The following is a 16,212-nucleotide window of genomic DNA, read 5'->3' as shown; positions in this document are numbered from 1 at the left end:
GGACCCGGTTGAGCGACGGCACCCGGAAAGCCCCCTGACCGGAACCCGAAAGGGGGTATTCCCACACGGGGTGTGCGTGTCGTAGGGCGTGTCGCCCGTTCGGCGGAGTAGGGGGCGCCGGCGGAACCAGCACCCCCTGCCGCCGCGTCCTAGTCGCCCTGTGCCTCCCGGACGCGCAGCGCCCGGGCGAGGTCGTCGAGGTGGTCGGCGAGCCGGCGGCGCAGGGCCGGGGCGGGGTCGGCGTCGTCCAGGCAGGTCCGGCCGAGCCGCAGGGTCTCGCTGTCGACGGCGTGCGCGGGGAAGGCGTAGCGGCCGGCGGCGTCGGCGATGGCGGGGCCGCGGCGGGCCGCGACGGCGGGCGCGTCCTGGAAGTACCGCGCCACGTACGGCCGTACCAGGTCGGCCTGTTCGGGCTGCCAGAAGCCCTGGGCGGTGGCGGTGAACAGGTAGTTGGACAGGTCGTCGGAGCCGAACATGGCCTCCCAGGCGCGGGCCTTGGACTCCTCACCGGGCAGGGCGGCCCGGCAGCGTGCGGCGCCCTCCTGGCCGGTGGCGCTGGGGTCGCGCTCCAGTTCGGCGGCGATGGCGTCCTCGTCGACGGCGCCGAGGACGGCGAGCCGGGCGAGGACGCGCCAGCGCAGGTCGGGGTCGAGTTCGGGTCCGCCGGGGACGGTGCCGTCGGCGAGCCAGGCGGCGATGGTCTCGGGGTGGGCGGCGACGTCGATGGAGTGGCGGACGGCGATCAGGCGCAGGCCGGGGTTGTCGCCGTCCTCGGTGCGGCGGATGAGGTCGCGGCACAGTCCGGCGAGCAGGGCCAGTCCGCCGGGCCGCTGTGCGGGGGTGAGGTAGCGGTCGGCGATCTGCCCGGCGGCGAAGGCGAGGACGCCCTGGACGACGGCGAGGTCGCGTTCGTGCGGGAGGTGGGTGCGGGCGGCCTCCAGGTAGGCGAGGGGGGCGAGTTCGCCGTCGCGGACGGCGTCGCGCAGGGCGTTCCAGACGACGGCGCGGGTGAGCGGGTCGGGCAGTCCGGCGAGGCCCTTGCGGACGGTGTCGAAGGACGCGGGGTCGAAGCGGACCTTGGCGTAGGTCAGGTCGCCGTCGTTGAGGAGCAGCAGCGCGGGGCGTTTGCCGACGGGCAGCGGGGCGCTCTGGGGGACGTCGAGGTCGAGGCGCTCGCGCAGGGTGAGGTGGCCGTCGTCGGCGCCGAGGTCCTGGTCGTAGAGGCCGACGGCGATGCGGTGGGGGCGGCTGCCGGTGCGGTCGATGGTGAGGGCGCAGGTGCCGTTCTCGCCGGGGGTGACGGCCGGGGTGAGGGTGTCGACGCCGGTGGTGCGCAGCCAGGCGTCGGCCCAGGCGTGGACGTCGCGTTCGGTGGCGGAGGCGAGGGAGTCGATGAAGTCGGCGAGGGCGGCGTTGGCGAACTTGTGCCGGGCGAAGTGGGTGTTGATACCGGCGAGGAAGTCCTTCTCGCCGAGCCAGGCGACGAGCTGGCGGAGCGCGGAGGCGCCCTTGGCGTAGGAGATGCCGTCGAAGTTGAGCAGGGCGGAGGCGGTGTCGTCGACGTTCTCGGGGGCGACGGGGTGGGTGGTGGGCCGCTGGTCGGCGTCGTAGCCCCAGGCCTTGCGGGCGACGCCGAAGTCGGTCCAGGTGTCGGTGAAGCGGGTGGCTTCGGAGCAGATCTGGTAGCCCATGTACTCGGCGAAGGACTCGTTGAGCCAGATGTCGTCCCACCAGCGCAGGGTGACGAGGTCGCCGAACCACATGTGGGCCATCTCGTGGGCGATGACCATGGCGCGGGTCTGGCGTTCGGTGTCGGTGACGGCGGAGCGGTAGACGAACTCGTCGCGGAAGGTGACGAGGCCGGGGTTCTCCATGGCGCCGGCGTTGAACTCGGGGACGAACGCCTGGTCGTAGGAGTCGAAGGGGTAGGGCTCCTCGAACTTCTCGTGGAAGCGGTCGAAGCACTGCCGGGTGATCTCGAAGAGTTCCTCGGTGTCGGCGTCGAGGTAGGGGGCCAGGGAGCGGCGGCAGTGGATGCCGAAGGGCAGGCCGCGGTGCTCGGTGTGCGCGGAGTGCCAGGGGCCGGCGGCGACGGCGACGAGGTAGGTGGAGATCAGTGGGGTGGTGGCGGCGCGCCAGCGGCCGTCGCCGAGGTGTTCGGTGACGCCGTTGGCGAGGACGGTCCAGCCGTCGGGGGCGGTGACGGTGAGGTCGAAGACGGCCTTGAGGTCGGGCTGGTCGAAGGCGGCGAAGACGCGCTGGACGTCGTCGAGGAACAGCTGGGTGTAGACGTAGGTCTCGCCGTCGCTGGGGTCGGTGAAGCGGTGCATGCCCTCGCCGGTGCGGGAGTAGCGCATGGCGGCGTCGACGCGCAGTTCGTGCTCCCCGGCGGTGAGGCCCTTCAGGGGGAGGCGGTTGCCGTCCAGGGTCTCCGGGTCGAGGGGGCGGCCGTCGAGGGTGACGGAGCGCAGCTGGGCCGGCTTGAGCTCGACGAAGGTGTCCGCGTCGGCGCGCGTGGTGAACGCGATGACGGTGTGCGAGTCGAAGGTGTCGTCCCCGGTGGTCAGATCGAGTGCGATCGTGTAGCGGTGGACGTCGAGGAGCTGGGCACGGGTCTGCGCTTCGTCGCGCGTCAGTACGGACATGAACGACATGCTGCCTGATGCCGCGGGTCAGGCACAGAGGAGGCCCGGTACGGGCGTGATGTCCGGTTCACCGGGGAGGGTGTGGGGCTGAGGGGGCGGAGCCGGTACCGGACCGGGGGGCGGCGCCGCCCCGCGGTCACTCCCCGGGGCCGGACGCGTGCGCGGCGGGCGTGGCGCCGGCGGTCTTGTCGACGGCGATGCTCTCGTGGTGCCGGATGACCTCGGCGATGATGAAGGTGAGGAACTTCTCGGCGAACGCGGGGTCGAGTTTCGCGTTCTCGGCGAGGGTGCGCAGCCGGGCGATCTGGCGGGCCTCGCGGGCCGGGTCGGCGGGCGGCAGCTGGTGGCGGGCCTTGAGGTGGCCGACCTGCTGGGTGCACTTGAAGCGTTCGGCGAGCATGTGGACGACGGCCGCGTCGATGTTGTCGATGCTGTCGCGCAGCCGGGCGAGTTCCTCGCGGACGGCGGGGTCGACGGCGTCGGGTGACGTGTTGCTGGTCATGGGCGCCCAGCCTACGGGGCGGGTGGGTCGTCCGTTCACCCGATCACGGGGGGGATCGGCGGGGTCGGGGAGATCGGCGGGGGCGTCCTGCACGAGCGGCCCGATCTGTCCGGCGTACGGGCGCGGGGGCTCTGCGGCCGGCGGCGCCGGACGACGTCGGGGTGGGGCGGGAGGTGGCGTCGGGCGGGGTGCCCGGGGACGGTGCCCCGGGGCTGTGCCGGGGCACCGTCGTGGTGCGGGGCGCCGGTGACGCCCGGCCGGGGCTGCCGGGGACCCGCGGGTTCGTGTGGGTCGACGGCTTCCGCCTGGGCCGCTCCTGGTCCGCGGGCCCCCGGCGTGCGCCGTACGTGCCCGGGCCGCCCCTGCCAGGAGGGCGTCAACGACGTGTGGCTGCCGGAGCCGGAGGGCGCGTCCCCGGTCGGCGCGGGACGCGGTGTGCTCCCGCGGCCCGTGCGAGCGGGCCCGGCGGCCGTCCTACAGGGCGTCCGCCGCGCGGGCGATGTCCTTGGCGAAGTGGCTGACCTCCGTGTAGACGCCGGGCACGCCCGTGCGGGCGCAGCCGTCGCCCCAGCTGACGATGCCGACCTGGAGCCACTTGCCGGCGTCGTCCCTGCGGAACATGGGGCCGCCGGAGTCGCCCTGGCAGGTGTCGATGCCGCCGCTCTGCCAGCCGGCGCACAGTTCCTCCTTCGACACCAGCCGGTCGCCGTAGTGGCGCGCGCAGGTACGGTCGGCGACGAAGGGGACGGTGGCCTTGCGGAGCTTGGTCGTGCCCGTGCCCTCCCCTTCCCGGGTGTCGCCCCATCCGGCGATCGTGAACATGCCGCGGTTGTAGCGGTCCGTGGTGGCGATCTTCAGCGTCGGCTTGTCGATCGGCCGGGCCAGCTTGATCAGCGCCCAGTCCTTGCCGGTGCCGTTGTAGCCGGTGGCCACCTTGACCTTGGTCGACTTGACCTTGATCGCGGAGGAGGAGTTCAGGTCGTTGACGCCGGCGGTGACGGTGATGCCGGTGTCGGGTCCGGAGCCGTCCATGCAGTGGGCGGCGGTGAGGACGACGTCCTTCTTGTAGAGCGCCCCGCCGCAGCCCATGGAGAGGTGGACCATGAACGGGAACTCGTTCTGCGCGGCGGTCGTTCCACCGACGACGCGGGTGGAGTCGGCGTGCGCGGTGAGGGGCTGCAGCGAGGCGACCGCGAGCGCGGCGGCGCCCACCGCCGCGGCTCGGGTGGCCAGGGATATGCCGGTTCTCTTCGGCGGGCTCTGGGTCAACTTACGTCCTTTCATGGCGTGTTGAGCGGCCCGCAGTATGAAGATCGGCCGGGTGGTGTGGCAAGGACGGATCTCACGCCGGGGGTGTGGAACCTCGCCGGGGAAATCGCCCTCACCTCCCCGTAGAGTGGAATCGGGTTCGAGACGTCCAGGGGGTGCGGCGTGGCGAACGGCGGACCGGTCGAGCACGGCTTTCCGCACCTTGACACGGTGCGGGCGTCGATCACCGCGCTCTACCGGCGTCTGTCGTACGAGACCGTGCGGACCTTCGCGGCCAGCGTGGCGCCCGCCGACGTGGCGTTCGGCGACATCGACGACCTGCATCTGGGGGCGCAGCGGGTGGCCCGCGAGCTGGTGCGGCACTTCCGGCTGCCGGACGCTCGCCTGGTCGTGGGATTCCGGGAGATGAGCCATGCGGCGAACGTCGAACTGACGGCTGGCCCGGAGTACTTCGTGGAGCTGAACGACCGTTTCCGTACGCATCGGCGGGACATCGGGGCGGCCTTGGCGCACGAGGTGACCCATGTGTATCTGCACCGGCTGGACCTGTCGTTCCCCGGCACCCGGGACAACGAGATCCTGACGGACACGGTGACCACCTACCTGGGCGCGGGCTGGCTGCTGCTGGACGCCTACCGGGAGGACTCCGCCTCCTCGCAGAAGCTGGGCTATCTGACGCCGGAGGAGTTCGGGTACGTCCTCGCCAAGCGGTCGCTGGTGTTCGGTGAGGACCCGTCGGTGTGGTTCACCAGTCCGCAGGCGTACACGGCGTACGGCAAGGGCATGGACCGGGCGTGTGAGGACGCGCGGCAGCCTCCGCTGACCGCCGCGGGCTGGGCGGGCCGCCGGCGCTACGCGCACGACCGGCGCCGCGCGCGGGAGCACCGGGAGGGCGGGGAGCGGCCGGGGGTGCCGTACGCGTTCACCCCGCAGGACCGGGAGCCGCTCGGGGTGTCGTTCCCGTGCCCGACGTGTCAGCAGCGGATCCGGGTGCCGGTGCGGGGGCGGGTCCGCGCCCGGTGCGGGCTGTGCCGGACGGTCCTGGAGTGCGACACCTGACAGGGACAGCCCGCGGTCAGGTCCCGTACACGCGGCGCGGCGCTGCCGCCTCCCGCAGCAGCCTCCGTGCCGTCTCCCCCGCCTCCCCGGGGGTCCACCGGGCCCCCTTGTCCGCCGTCGGGCCCGGCGTCCAGCCCTCCATCACGGTGATCCGGCCGCCCTCGGCCTCGAAGACCCGGCCGGTGACCCCGGTGCTCGCCGCCGAGCCCAGCCAGACGACCAGCGGGGAGACGTTCTCCGGGGCCATCGCGTCGAAGCCGGTGCCGGGCGCCGCCATGGCCTCGGCGAAGACGTCCTCGGTCATCCGGGTGCGGGCCGCCGGGGCGATCGCGTTGACCTGGACGCCGTAGCGGGCCAGCTCGGCGGCGGCGACCAGGGTGAGGCCCACGATCCCGGCCTTCGCGGCGCTGTAGGCGCCCTGCCCGAGGGAGCCGAGCAGGCCTGCGCCGCTGCTGGTGTTGACGACGCGGGCGGCCGGGACGCGGCCCGCCTTCGTCTCCGCGCGCCAGTGCGCGGCGGCCTGCCGCAGGGGCAGGAAGTGGCCCTTGAGGTGGACGCGGACGACCGCGTCCCAGTCGTCCTCGGCGAGGTTGACCAGCGTCCGGTCGCGCAGGAAGCCCGCGTTGTTGACGAGGGTGTCGAGCCGGCCGTACGTCCGCAGGGCCGTCGTGACCAGGGACGCCGCTCCGCCGGCGGTGGCCACGTCGCCGGTGTGGGGGACGGCCTCGCCGCCCGCCGCGCGGATCTCGCCGGCCACCTGCCGGGCCGGGCCGCCGTCGGCCGCCGTGCCGTCCGGGCCGACCCCGAGGTCGTTGACGACGAGGCGGGCTCCCTCGGCGGCGAACGCCAGCGCGTGCGCGCGGCCCAGGCCCCGGCCCGCGCCGGTGACGACGACGACCCGTCCCGTGCAGATCCCGCTCATGGCATGCCTCCGTCGGTGTCGGTCACGGCGTCCAGGAACGCGGGCCGCTCGCCGCCGCCGTGCACGAGCAGGCTCGCGCCGCTGATGTAGGCGGCGGCGTCGGAGGCGAGGAAGACGGCGGCCGCCCCGACGTCGGCGGGGTCGGCGAGGCGGCCCAGCGGGACGGTGCGGGCGACGCGGGCGGCACCGGTGTCGCCTCCGTAGTGCGGGCCCGACCGCTCGGTGCGGACCATGCCGACGACCAGGGTGTTGACCCGCACGCGCGGTGCCCACTCGACCGCCATGGACCGGGCGAGGCTGTCCAGCCCGGCCTTGGCGGCCCCGTACGCCGCCGAGCCGGGTGAGGGCCGGGCGCCGCTGACACTGCCGATCATCACGACGGAGCCCCGGGCGCGGGCCAGGTGCTCGTGGGCGGCCAGGGACGCGGTCAGCGGGGCCAGGAGGTTCAGCTCGATCACGCGCGCGTGCCGCTCGGCGCCTGCGTCGGTGAGCCGCCGGTACGGGGTGCCGCCCGCGTTGTTGACGAGGACGTCGAGGCGTGGCAGCGCCCCGAAGAAGTCCTGGACGGCCCCGGTGTCGCGCAGGTCCAGGGGGACGAACTCGGCGCCCGGTGACGGTGCTTCGGGTGGGCGGCGGGCGCAGGTCAGCACCTCGGCGCCGGCCTCGGCGAAGGCCCGCGCGATCCCGGCGCCGACTCCTCGGGTGCCGCCGGTGACGACCACGACCTTCCCGTCCAGCCCCATGCCCCGCTACCCTTCACCTAACAAACGTTTGGTGGAAAGGTAGCTGATGCGGCCATGGGTGTCTCCACCTCGTCCCCCGGAAAAGGGACGGACCACGAGGGAATCGCCGTCGTCACGGTCGCCTTCCCACCGGTGAACGCCCTGCCGGTGGACGGCTGGTCCGCCCTGGCCGACGCGCTGCGGGCCGCCGGCCGCGACCCGGGGGTCCGCTGTGTCGTCCTGACGGCCGAGGGGCGCGGGTTCAACGCCGGGGTCGACCTCAAGGAGCTCCAGCGCGGCGGCCACGACGCGCTGATCGGCGTCAACCACGCGTGCGCGGACGCCTTCGCGGCGGTGTACGAGTGCCCGGTGCCGGTCGTGGCGGCGGTGCACGGGTTCTGCCTGGGCGGCGGCATCGGCCTGGTGGGCAACGCGGACGCGATCGTGGCGAGCGAGGACGCCGTGTTCGGGCTGCCCGAGCTGGACCGGGGCGCGCTGGGCGCGGCCACCCATCTGGCCCGGCTGGTCCCGCGGCATCTGCTGCGCGCCCTGTACTACACCGCGCGCACGGCCACCGCGGCCGAGCTGCGCGCGCACGGCTCGGTGTGGCGGGTCGTGCCGCGCGCCGCACTGCCGTCCGCCGCCCTGGAGCTGGCCCGGGAGATCGCGGCGAAGGACGGGCGGCTGCTGCGCCTGGCCAAGGCCGCGCTCAACGGCATCGACCCGGTCGACGTGCACCGCGGCTACCGCTTCGAGCAGGGCTTCACCTTCGAGGCGGCCCTCAGCGGCGTCGCCGAGCGGGTGCGGGCCGGCTTCGGGGCGCCGGGAACGCGAGGGACGGAGGGGGCGTAGATGCGGGACAAGACGATGACCGCCGACGAGGCCGTCTCCCGGTTGCGGGACGGCATGACGGTCGGGATCGGCGGCTGGGGCTCGCGCCGCAAGCCGATGGCCCTGGTCAGGGCGCTGCTGCGGTCCGAGGTCACGGACCTGACCGTCGTGTCGTACGGCGGCCCGGACGTCGGGATGCTGGCGGCGGCGGGCCGGATCCGCCGCCTGGTCGCCCCGTTCGCGACGCTGGACTCCCTCCCTCTCGAACCGCACTTCCGCGCGGCGCGCGAGCGCGGGGAGCTCGACCTGACGGAGGTCGACGAGGCGATGTTCCTGTGGGGGCTGCACGCGGCGGCGAACCGGCTGCCCTTCCTGCCGGTGCGGGCCGGGCTCGGCTCCGACGTGATGCGGGTCAACCCGGGCCTGCGGACGGTGACCTCGCCGTACGACGACGGGGAGACGTTCGTGGCCATGCCCGCGCTGCCGCTCGACGTGGCCCTCGTGCACGTCAACCGCGCCGACCGGCGGGGCAACGGGCAGTATCTGGGCCCCGACCCGTACTTCGACGACCTGTTCTGCGAGGCGGCGGACACGGCGTACCTCTCCTGTGAACGGCTCGTCGGCACCGCCGAGTTGGCCGAGGGCGGGCCCCCGCAGTCGCTGCTGGTCAAGCGGCACAGGGTCACGGGCGTGATCGAGGCGCCGGGCGGCGCCCACTTCACGTCCTGCGCCCCCGACTACGGCCGGGACGAGGAGTTCCAGCGCACGTACGCGACGACGCCGTGGCCGGAGTTCGCGGCCCGCTACCTCGGCGGCGACGAACGGGCGTACCGGGCGGCGGCGTCCGGGGGGCGGCCGTGACGGAGGTCTCCCGCGCGGAGTACTGCGTGATCGCGTGCGCGGAGGAGTGGCGGGGCGACGGGGAGGTGCTGGCGAGCCCCATGGGCCTGATCCCGTCCATCGGTGCCCGGCTCGCCCGGCTCACCTTCGCGCCGGAGCTGCTGCTGACGGACGGGGAGGCCCTGCTCGTCACGCCGGACGGCACGGTCGAGGGGTGGCTGCCGTACCGGCAGCACCTGACGCTGGTCACCGGCGGCCGCCGGCACGTGATGATGGGCGCGAGCCAGATCGACCGCCACGGCAACCAGAACATCTCGTGCGTCGGCCCCTGGGAGCGGCCGGTGCGCCAGCTGCTGGGGGCGCGCGGCGCGCCGGTCAACACCCTGAACAACCCGACGAGTTACTGGGTGCCCCGGCACTCGCGGCGGGTCTTCGTGGAGCGCGTCGACATGGTGTGCGGGGTGGGCCACGACCACGCGGCCGGCGCCCGGTACCACTGCCTGCGGCGGGTGGTGTCCGACCTCGGCGTCTTCGACTTCGGCGCACCCGGCCGCACGATGCGGCTCGTCTCGGTGCATCCGGGCGTCACCGTGGAGCAGGTCCGGGAGGCCACCTCCTTCGATCTGGCCGTGGCCGGCGACGTGGCGGTGACCCGGTCGCCGACCGCGGCCGAACTGCGGCTGATCCGCGAGGTCGTCGACCCCGGGAACACCCGGGCGGGGGAGGTCGCCGGGTGATGGAGACGGCGCTGACCCGGCTGACCGGGGTGCGGCACCCGGTCGTGCAGACGGGGATGGGCTGGGTGGCGGGCCCGCGCCTGGTGGCGGCAGCGGCGAACGCGGGGGCGCTGGGCGTCCTGGCGTCGGCGACGATGACGGTGGACCGGCTGCGCGAGGCGGTGCGCGAGGTCAGGTCCCGTACGGACGCGCCGTTCGGGGTGAACCTGCGGGCCGACGCCCCGGACGCCGGTGACCGGGCCGACGTCCTGATCGCCGAGGGGGTGCGGGTCGCCTCGTTCGCGCTCGCGCCCTCCCCGGAGCTGATCGCCCGGTTCAAGGAGGCCGGGGTGCTGGTCGTCCCCACCGTGGGCGCCCGGCGGCACGCCGAGAAGGTCGCCGGCTGGGGCGCGGACGCGGTGATCGTGCAGGGCGCGGAGGGCGGCGGGCACACCGGCGCGGTGGCGACGACGGTGCTGCTGCCGCAGGTGGTCGACGCCGTGCGGATACCGGTCGTGGCGGCGGGCGGATTCTTCGACGGGCGCGGCCTGGTGGCGGCGCTCGCCTACGGGGCGGCCGGGGTGGCGATGGGGACGCGGTTCCTGCTCACCTCGGACTCGACGGTGCCGGACGCGGTGAAGGCGCGCTATCTGGCGGCGGCCGTCGGGGACGTGACCGTCACGCGGGCCGTGGACGGGCTGCCGCACCGGATGCTGCGCACGGATCTGGTCGACGCGCTGGAGCGCTCCGGCCGGGTGCGGGCGCTGGCGCGGGCGGTCCGCGCGGCGGCGGACTACCGGGCGCTGTCGGGCACGGGCTGGCGCCGGATGGTCCGGGAGGGCCGCGCGTTGCGCCACGGCAGGGACCTGACGTGGAGCCAGGTCCTGCTGGCCGCGAACACGCCGATGCTGCTGCGGGCGGCCATGGTGGACGGCCGGACGGATCTGGGGGTGATGGCCGCCGGGCAGGTCGCCGGGGTGATCGGCGACCTGCCGTCGTGCGCGGAACTCGTGGCCCGGATCATGCGGGAGGCCGAGGAGGCGCGGGGGCGGGTCGGGGGCTGCTGACGGCGCTCAGAGTCGTTCGAGGATGGTCACATTGGCCTGTCCGCCGCCCTCGCACATGGTCTGCAGCCCGAACCGGCCGCCGGTGCGCTGCAGTTCGTGCAGGAGCGTCGTCATCAGCCGCACGCCGGTCGCGCCGAGCGGATGCCCGAGCGCGAGGGCGCCGCCGTTCACGTTGACCCGGTCGGGGTCGGCGCCGGTCTCCTTCAGCCAGGCGAGGACGACCGGTGCGAACGCCTCGTTGATCTCCACGAGGTCCATGGCGTCGATCGGCAGGCCGGTCTTCTTCAGGGCGTGGGCGGTGGCGGGGATCGGTGCGGTGAGCATCCGCACGGGGTCCTCGCCGCGCACCGAGAGGTGGTGCACCCGGGCCCGGGGCGTGAGCCCGTGCTCGCGCACCGCGCGCTCGGAGGCGAGCAGCATCGCCGCCGCGCCGTCGGAGATCTGCGAGGAGCACGCCGCGGTGATCGTGCCGCCCGCGGCGACGGGCCGCAGCGCGGCCATCTTCTCCAGCGAGGTGTCCCGGCGCGGCCCCTCGTCCACGGCGACCGGCCCGTAGGGCACGATCTCGCGTTCGAAGCGGCCCTCGTCGATGGCCCGCAGCGCCCGCCGGTGCGAGCGCAGCGCGAACTCCTCCTGCTCGCGCCGGCCGATCCGCCACTTCGCGGCGATCATCTCGGCCCCCGTGAACTGGTCGACCGGCTTGGTCCCGTACCGGGCGCGCCAGCCCTCGCTGCCCGCGAAGGGGCCCTCGGTCAGGCCCAGCGGTTCGGCGGCCCGCCGGGTGGCGAAGGCGATGGGGATCATCGACATGTTCTGCACGCCGCCCGCGACCACCAGGTCCTGGGTGCCGGACAGCACGGCCTGCGCGGCGAAGTGGACGGCCTGCTGCGAGGAGCCGCACTGCCGGTCCACGGTGACGCCCGGCACCTCCTCGGGCAGTCCGGCCGCCAGCCAGCAGGTCCGCGCGATGTCGCCGGCCTGCGGCCCCACCGCGTCCAGGCAGCCGAAGACGACGTCCTCGACGGCGGCCGGGTCGACGTCCACCTGTCCGAGCAGCGCGGTGAGGACGTGGGCGCCCAGGTCGGCGGGGTGGACCGCGCCGAGCCCTCCCCCGCGCCGCCCGACGGGCGTGCGGACCGCTTCGACGATGTAGGCCTCGGCCATGGCGGCTCCCTGCCGTCTAGGGGCTATTCACGTACGGCGATCCCGTCCAGCACCATCGACAGGTACTGCCGGGCGATCTCCTCGGGGCTGTGCTGTCCGCCCGGCCGGTACCAGGACGCGGCGACCCACACCGTGTCGCGGACGAACCGGTAGGTCAGGCGGACGTCGAGGTCGGGCCGGAACACCTCGGCCGCGACGCCGCGCTCCAGCGTCGACAGCCACGCCTTCTCGAACCGGCGCTGCGACTCGGCGAGGAACGCGAACCGCTGCTGGGCGGCGAGCTGCCGGTTCTCCTTCTGGTAGATCGCGACGGCGGCCCGGTGCCGGTCGATCTCCCGGAAGGACTCGGTGACCAGCGCCTCCAGCGTCTCGCGGGGGCCCAGCCCGGCCTCCAGGACGGCGTCGTAGCCGGCCCACAGCTCGTCGAGGAAGGTCCGCAGGATCTCCTCGAGCATCGACTCCTTGGAGTCGAAGTGGTAGTAGAGGCTGCCCGCGAGCATGCCGGCGTGGTCGGCGATCGTTCGGACGGTGGTGGCGTTGTAGCCCTGTTCGGCGAAGACCTCGGCCGCGGTGTCGAGGAGTTCACGGCGTCGGGCGGCCGCGGCGGTCACCTGGGGTTCCTTCTTCTTGGTCGGCACCGGTCCATTGTCGTCGGTCGTCCTAGGCGTGCTGGCTGCTGACGGAGACGGTCTCCCCGGTCATGTACGAGGAGTAGTCCGACGCGAGGAAGACGATCACGTTGGCCACCTCCCAGGGTTCGGCGGCCCGCCCGAACGCCTCGCGGGCGGCGAGTTCCTCCAGCAGCGCGGGGGTCGTCACCCGGGCCAGGTGCGGGTGCCGGGCGAGGCTCGGCGCCACCGCGTTGACGCGCACCCCGTACGCGGCGGCCTCGATCGCGGCGCACCGGGTCAGCGCCATCACCCCGGCCTTCGCGGCCGCGTAGTGGGCCTGCCCGGCCTGGGCGCGCCAGCCGGCGACGGAGGCGTTGTTGACGATGACGCCGCCGCTGGCGCGCATCCGGCGCAGGGCGGCCCGGGTGCAGCGGAAGGTGCCGCCGAGGGTGACGTCGAGGACCCGCGTCCACTGCTCGTCGGTCATGTCGACCAGGGGTGCGGTCCCGCCGAGCCCCGCGTTGTTGACGACGATGTCGAGCCGGCCGTGCTCCCGTTCCGCGGTGTCGAACAGGGCGCGTACCTGGGACTCGTCGGTGACGTCGCACACCGTGGCCGTCACGGCGTCCTCGAACTCCCGGGCCAGCCGCGCCCGGTGCTCCTCGAGCCGCCGGATGTGGGGGTCGCTGATCAGCACCCGCGCGCCCTCCTGGAGGAGGCGCCGGGCGGTCGCCCCGCCGATGCCGGCGCCCGCCGCCGCGGTGACGACGGCCGTGCGCCCGCGGAGCAGTCCGTGCCCGGGAACGTACGCCGGTGCCTCGACGGGTGTCATGGCAGCACGCTAACCTACCAAACACTTGTTAGGGAAGACCGTCAGGGAAGGCTCCGCTCGTCCGGAGGGAGGGGGACGGCCGTGGACCTCACGTACTCCACCGCCGACGAGGCGTTCCGCGCCGAGGCCCGGGCCTGGCTGCGGGCGCATGTGCCGGCCCGTCCGCTGGCGTCGCTGGAGACCGCGGAGGGCTTCGCCGCGCATCGCGCCTGGGAGGCCGAACTGGCCGCCGGCCGCTGGTCGGTCGTCGACTGGCCGGCCCGGTACGGCGGCCGGGACGCCCCGCCGGCGCGCTGGCTGCTGTTCGAGGAGGAGTACTACGCGGCGGGCGCACCGGGCCGTGTCGGGCAGAACGGGATCAGCCTGCTCGCCCCGACCCTCTTCGCGCACGGCACCGAGGAGCAGCGCGCGCGGGTGCTGCCACCCATGGGCACCGGGGAGGTGGTGTGGGCGCAGGCGTGGTCGGAGCCGGAGGCGGGCTCGGACCTGGCCGCCCTGCGGTCGAAGGCCGTCCGGGTGGCCGGCGGCTGGCTGCTGTCGGGGCAGAAGACCTGGTCCTCGCGTGCCGCGTTCGCGGACCGGGCGTTCGGGCTGTTCCGCTGCGACCCGGATGCCGAGCGGCCCCATCAGGGGCTCGTCCAGGTGATGTTCGACCTGCGTGCCCCGGGCGTGACGGTCCGTCCGATCACCCGGCTGGACGGCAGGCCGGCCTTCGCGGAGCTGTTCCTGGACGACGTGTTCGTGCCGGACGACGACGTGATCGGGGAGCCCGGCGAGGGCTGGCGGATCGCGATGGCCGCGGCGGGCAACGAACGGGGGCTGATGCTGCGCTCCCCCGGCCGCTTCCTCGCGAGCGCCGACCGGCTGCACCGGCTGTGGCGGGCGCGGGGCGAGCCGGAGAGCGCGCGGGCCCGGGTCGCCGACGCGCTGATCGGGGCCCGCGCCTACCAGTTGTTCACCTGCGCGGCGGTCTCGCGGCTCGCGGACGGCGGGTCGATCGGCCCGGAGTCCAGCCTGAACAAGGTGTTCTGGTCGGAGTACGACATCGCGCTGCACGAGACCGCCCTCGATCTGCTCGGCCCCGAGGGCGAGGCGGCCGACACCGAGTGGGCCGAGCGGTACGTCTTCTCCCTGGCCGGGCCGCTGTACGCGGGCACGAACGAGATCCAGCGGGACATCATCGCCGAGCGCCTGCTCGGCCTGCCGAAGGGGCGCCGCCGATGACGTGTCCGCCCACCCTGCCGAAAGGGGGCCGCCGATGAGGCTCCCGCCCGCGCCGCCGAAGGAGTGCCGTCGATGAGGTTCCTGCTCGACGCCGAGCAGCGCGCCTTCACCGGCTCGCTGGACACGATGCTGACGGCGGCGGACACCCCGGCGGTCGTCCGGGCGTGGAGCCGGGGCGAGCACGCGGCGGGGCGCGCGCTCTGGTCCCGGCTCGCCGAGGCGGGCGTGTGGGCGCTCGCGGTCCCCGAGTCCCGGGGCGGGCTGGGCCCCCGGCCCGTGGAACTCGCCGCCGCCTTCGTGGAACTGGGGCGGCACGCGGTGCCGGGCCCGCTGGCGGAGACGGTCACGGCGGCGGTGCTGCTGGCCGGGCTGCCCGGTTCGGGTCCCGCCGGGCGGCTGGTGCCGGCCCTGCAGACGGGCGAGGCGCTGGCGACCGTGGCGTGGGACGCGCCGTACGCGCTGGACGGGGACGTGGCCGACGTCCGGCTCGCGCTCACCGGCGAGGGGATGTTCCTCTCCCCCGGGCACGGTCCGGTGCGCCGCTCCCTGGACCCGGCCCGCCGTCTGACCCCCCTCGCGCCCGGAGGGGAGCCGCTCGCGGCCGGCCCGCCGCCCGCGCGGGCCCTCCGGTACGCCCGCCTGTGCACCGCCGCGCAGGCCCTCGGCGTCGGGGAGTCCCTGCTCGGCCGGGCGGTCACCCATGTCCGGCGGCGCACCCAGTTCGGGGTCCCCGTCGGCTCGTTCCAGGCGGTCAAGCACCGGCTGGCCGACGCGAGGATCGGGCTGGGGTTCGCCCGGCCGCTGGTGTTCGGGGCGGCGCTCACCCTGGACCCCGCCGACATCGCCGCCGCCAAGGTGGCCGCCGGTGAGGCCGCGTACGCCACCGCCCGCGCCGCGCTCCAGGCGCACGGGGCGATCGGCTACACCGCCGAGTGCGACCTGTCGCTGTGGCTGACCAAGGCACGCGCGCTGCTGGGCGCCTGGGGCGACCCGGACACCTGCCGGACCGAGGTGCTGCGGGGCGCGGGCCTCCGGTGAGCGCGGGCCGCCGTCAGGCCGGAGGCACGATGCCCCGCGCCCGCGCCGCCGCCAGCCACTGCGGGAACTCCCCGACGAGACGGTCGTACAGCTCGCCGTCCGGCATCGCCGACGGGTTCGAACCGGCGTGGAAGAACCCGGCGTTGTCGACGACCCGCTTGTCCGGCACCGGAAGCTCGTCGAGCCGGCGCAGGAAGTCGAACTGCCTGCTCCCCCGGTCGCCGAACCCGACGAACTGCCAGAACAGCGGCAGCCGCGCCGCCTTGCACAGGTACCGCTCGGCGGCGAGCCGGTTGACGGGCCCGCCGTCGGTCTGGAAGACCACCAGGGCCGGCTCCTTGGAACCGCTGTCCAGGTAGTGGTCGATGACCGCGTCCATGGCCAGGTGGTAGCTGGTCCTGCCCATGTGCCCGAGCCCGGACACGATCCGCTCGATCCGGCCCCGGTGGCCGTCCAGCGCGATCTCCGTGACGGCGTCGACCTCGGTGGAGAAGAAGACGACGGGGACCCTGCCGTCGTCGTCCAGGTGCGCCGACAGCCCGAGCACCCGGTCGGCCAGGACCTGCACGCTGCCGTCCTGGTAGAACGGCTTCATCGACCCGGAGTAGTCCACCACCAGGTAGACGGCGGCCCGCGCCCCGTCCAGCCCGTGCTTGCGCAGGGACACCCCGGCGCTGCGGTACGGGCCCGCCAGCGCGGGCGCGGTCTCCTCCACCTTGCTCAGACTGATCGCGGCCATGTCCCCTGCCCCCTCGTACGGCACCCCGGCG

The 16,212-nt window shown here is 74.6% G+C and carries 16 protein-coding genes and 1 pseudogene; 8 read left to right on the top strand and 9 right to left on the bottom strand.

All coding sequences use genetic code 11. The features are described 5' to 3' along the window. Window positions 1-149: 149 nt before the first annotated feature. Window positions 150-2,645, bottom strand: a complete 2,496-nt coding sequence (gene pepN, locus ABZ899_RS09035; RefSeq protein WP_361342924.1) for an aminopeptidase N — start codon at window positions 2,643-2,645, stop codon at window positions 150-152. A 136-nt stretch (window positions 2,646-2,781) separates the two neighbouring features. After that, window positions 2,782-3,147 (bottom strand): chorismate mutase, encoded by a 366-nt coding sequence (locus ABZ899_RS09030; RefSeq protein ID WP_361342921.1) that lies wholly within the window; start codon window positions 3,145-3,147, stop codon window positions 2,782-2,784. A gap of 72 nt (window positions 3,148-3,219) precedes the next feature. On the opposite strand from ABZ899_RS09030, the pseudogene ABZ899_RS09025 reads away from it, so the two are divergent. Beyond that, window positions 3,220-3,558: pseudogene (locus tag ABZ899_RS09025) on the top strand (beta-galactosidase); the annotation flags it as partial. Window positions 3,559-3,621: 63 nt separating this feature from the next. Here the strand turns inward: ABZ899_RS09025 and ABZ899_RS09020 are convergent. Further along, window positions 3,622-4,431 carry a serine protease gene (locus tag ABZ899_RS09020; protein WP_361342919.1) on the bottom strand — a complete coding sequence of 270 codons (810 nt, stop codon included), beginning with the start codon at window positions 4,429-4,431 and terminating at the stop codon, window positions 3,622-3,624. 147 nt (window positions 4,432-4,578) lie between these two features. Here ABZ899_RS09020 and ABZ899_RS09015 point away from each other — a divergent pair, with 147 nt between their 5' ends. Continuing rightward, entirely contained in the window at window positions 4,579-5,475 is an 897-nt protein-coding gene (locus ABZ899_RS09015; RefSeq protein WP_361342916.1) for a hypothetical protein, read from the top strand. 16 nt (window positions 5,476-5,491) lie between these two features. On the opposite strand, the gene ABZ899_RS09010 is transcribed toward ABZ899_RS09015, so the two are convergent. Together ABZ899_RS09010 and ABZ899_RS09005 are read right to left on the bottom strand one after the other, a co-directional pair. Then, the gene (locus tag ABZ899_RS09010; protein WP_361342913.1) at window positions 5,492-6,397 is read right to left on the bottom strand and encodes an SDR family oxidoreductase; all 906 of its coding nucleotides are present in this window, start codon (window positions 6,395-6,397) and stop codon (window positions 5,492-5,494) included. Further along, a complete protein-coding gene (locus ABZ899_RS09005) occupies window positions 6,394-7,140 on the bottom strand; it encodes an SDR family oxidoreductase (protein WP_361342910.1) in 747 nt (248 codons plus the stop codon). The genes ABZ899_RS09010 and ABZ899_RS09005 overlap by 4 nt, the downstream gene beginning before the upstream one ends. 54 nt (window positions 7,141-7,194) lie before the next feature. On the opposite strand from ABZ899_RS09005, the gene ABZ899_RS09000 reads away from it, so the two are divergent. The 4 genes from ABZ899_RS09000 to ABZ899_RS08985 are packed head-to-tail and all read left to right on the top strand — an operon-like array spanning window position 7,195 to window position 10,573. After that, a complete protein-coding gene (locus ABZ899_RS09000; RefSeq protein WP_361342908.1) occupies window positions 7,195-7,971 on the top strand; it encodes an enoyl-CoA hydratase family protein in 777 nt (258 codons plus the stop codon). Beyond that, window positions 7,972-8,811 (top strand): CoA-transferase, encoded by an 840-nt coding sequence (locus ABZ899_RS08995; protein ID WP_361342905.1) that lies wholly within the window; start codon window positions 7,972-7,974, stop codon window positions 8,809-8,811. After that, on the top strand, window positions 8,808-9,527 hold the full coding sequence (locus tag ABZ899_RS08990) for a CoA-transferase (protein WP_361342902.1): 720 nt from the start codon (window positions 8,808-8,810) through the stop codon (window positions 9,525-9,527). Before ABZ899_RS08995 ends, ABZ899_RS08990 begins: the two co-directional genes overlap by 4 nt. After that, window positions 9,527-10,573, top strand: a complete 1,047-nt coding sequence (locus ABZ899_RS08985) for a nitronate monooxygenase (protein WP_361342899.1) — start codon at window positions 9,527-9,529, stop codon at window positions 10,571-10,573. The genes ABZ899_RS08990 and ABZ899_RS08985 overlap by 1 nt, the downstream gene beginning before the upstream one ends. 6 nt (window positions 10,574-10,579) lie before the next feature. Here the strand turns inward: ABZ899_RS08985 and ABZ899_RS08980 are convergent, their stop codons facing one another. From ABZ899_RS08980 to ABZ899_RS08970, 3 genes are read right to left on the bottom strand one after another with little or no spacing between them, the layout of a single operon-like run. Then, the gene (locus ABZ899_RS08980; protein WP_361342896.1) at window positions 10,580-11,737 is read right to left on the bottom strand and encodes an acetyl-CoA C-acetyltransferase; all 1,158 of its coding nucleotides are present in this window, start codon (window positions 11,735-11,737) and stop codon (window positions 10,580-10,582) included. A 23-nt stretch (window positions 11,738-11,760) separates the two neighbouring features. Continuing rightward, on the bottom strand, window positions 11,761-12,375 hold the full coding sequence (locus ABZ899_RS08975; protein ID WP_361342893.1) for a TetR/AcrR family transcriptional regulator: 615 nt from the start codon (window positions 12,373-12,375) through the stop codon (window positions 11,761-11,763). A gap of 22 nt (window positions 12,376-12,397) precedes the next feature. Further along, complete coding sequence (locus tag ABZ899_RS08970; RefSeq protein WP_361342891.1) at window positions 12,398-13,180, bottom strand: SDR family oxidoreductase; 783 nt, start codon at window positions 13,178-13,180, stop codon at window positions 12,398-12,400. 81 nt (window positions 13,181-13,261) lie between these two features. Here ABZ899_RS08970 and ABZ899_RS08965 point away from each other — a divergent pair, with 81 nt between their 5' ends. Beyond that, complete coding sequence (locus ABZ899_RS08965; protein ID WP_361342888.1) at window positions 13,262-14,404, top strand: acyl-CoA dehydrogenase family protein; 1,143 nt, start codon at window positions 13,262-13,264, stop codon at window positions 14,402-14,404. A 72-nt stretch (window positions 14,405-14,476) separates the two neighbouring features. Beyond that, window positions 14,477-15,442: an acyl-CoA dehydrogenase family protein gene (locus ABZ899_RS08960; protein WP_361342885.1), complete on the top strand. Its 966-nt coding sequence runs from the start codon at window positions 14,477-14,479 to the stop codon at window positions 15,440-15,442. A gap of 13 nt (window positions 15,443-15,455) precedes the next feature. On the opposite strand, the gene ABZ899_RS08955 is transcribed toward ABZ899_RS08960, so the two are convergent. After that, window positions 15,456-16,181: a VWA domain-containing protein gene (locus ABZ899_RS08955; RefSeq protein WP_361342882.1), complete on the bottom strand. Its 726-nt coding sequence runs from the start codon at window positions 16,179-16,181 to the stop codon at window positions 15,456-15,458. Between the last annotated feature and the right edge of the window lie 31 nt (window positions 16,182-16,212).

Origin of the sequence: Streptomyces sp. NPDC046859 (assembly GCF_040645135.1) — a bacterium.
In the GTDB taxonomy this organism is placed as follows: domain Bacteria; phylum Actinomycetota; class Actinomycetes; order Streptomycetales; family Streptomycetaceae; genus Streptomyces.
Note: the sequence above shows the minus strand (reverse complement) of the source record. Positions and strands in the feature narration are given on the sequence as shown.

What these genes read in the sequence shown, in the direction of transcription:
- ABZ899_RS09020 (WP_361342919.1), bottom strand. Translation starts at nt 4,431, where the DNA reads ATGAAAGGACGTAAGTTGACCCAGAGCCCGCCGAAGAGAACCGGCATA.
- ABZ899_RS08960 (WP_361342885.1), top strand. Translation starts at nt 14,477, where the DNA reads ATGAGGTTCCTGCTCGACGCCGAGCAGCGCGCCTTCACCGGCTCGCTG.
- pepN (WP_361342924.1), bottom strand. Translation starts at nt 2,645, where the DNA reads ATGTCCGTACTGACGCGCGACGAAGCGCAGACCCGTGCCCAGCTCCTC.
- ABZ899_RS08995 (WP_361342905.1), top strand. Translation starts at nt 7,972, where the DNA reads ATGCGGGACAAGACGATGACCGCCGACGAGGCCGTCTCCCGGTTGCGG.
- ABZ899_RS09010 (WP_361342913.1), bottom strand. Translation starts at nt 6,397, where the DNA reads ATGAGCGGGATCTGCACGGGACGGGTCGTCGTCGTCACCGGCGCGGGC.
- ABZ899_RS09030 (WP_361342921.1), bottom strand. Translation starts at nt 3,147, where the DNA reads ATGACCAGCAACACGTCACCCGACGCCGTCGACCCCGCCGTCCGCGAG.
- ABZ899_RS08970 (WP_361342891.1), bottom strand. Translation starts at nt 13,180, where the DNA reads ATGACACCCGTCGAGGCACCGGCGTACGTTCCCGGGCACGGACTGCTC.
- ABZ899_RS09000 (WP_361342908.1), top strand. Translation starts at nt 7,195, where the DNA reads ATGGGTGTCTCCACCTCGTCCCCCGGAAAAGGGACGGACCACGAGGGA.
- ABZ899_RS08985 (WP_361342899.1), top strand. Translation starts at nt 9,527, where the DNA reads ATGGAGACGGCGCTGACCCGGCTGACCGGGGTGCGGCACCCGGTCGTG.
- ABZ899_RS08955 (WP_361342882.1), bottom strand. Translation starts at nt 16,181, where the DNA reads ATGGCCGCGATCAGTCTGAGCAAGGTGGAGGAGACCGCGCCCGCGCTG.
- ABZ899_RS08980 (WP_361342896.1), bottom strand. Translation starts at nt 11,737, where the DNA reads ATGGCCGAGGCCTACATCGTCGAAGCGGTCCGCACGCCCGTCGGGCGG.
- ABZ899_RS09005 (WP_361342910.1), bottom strand. Translation starts at nt 7,140, where the DNA reads ATGGGGCTGGACGGGAAGGTCGTGGTCGTCACCGGCGGCACCCGAGGA.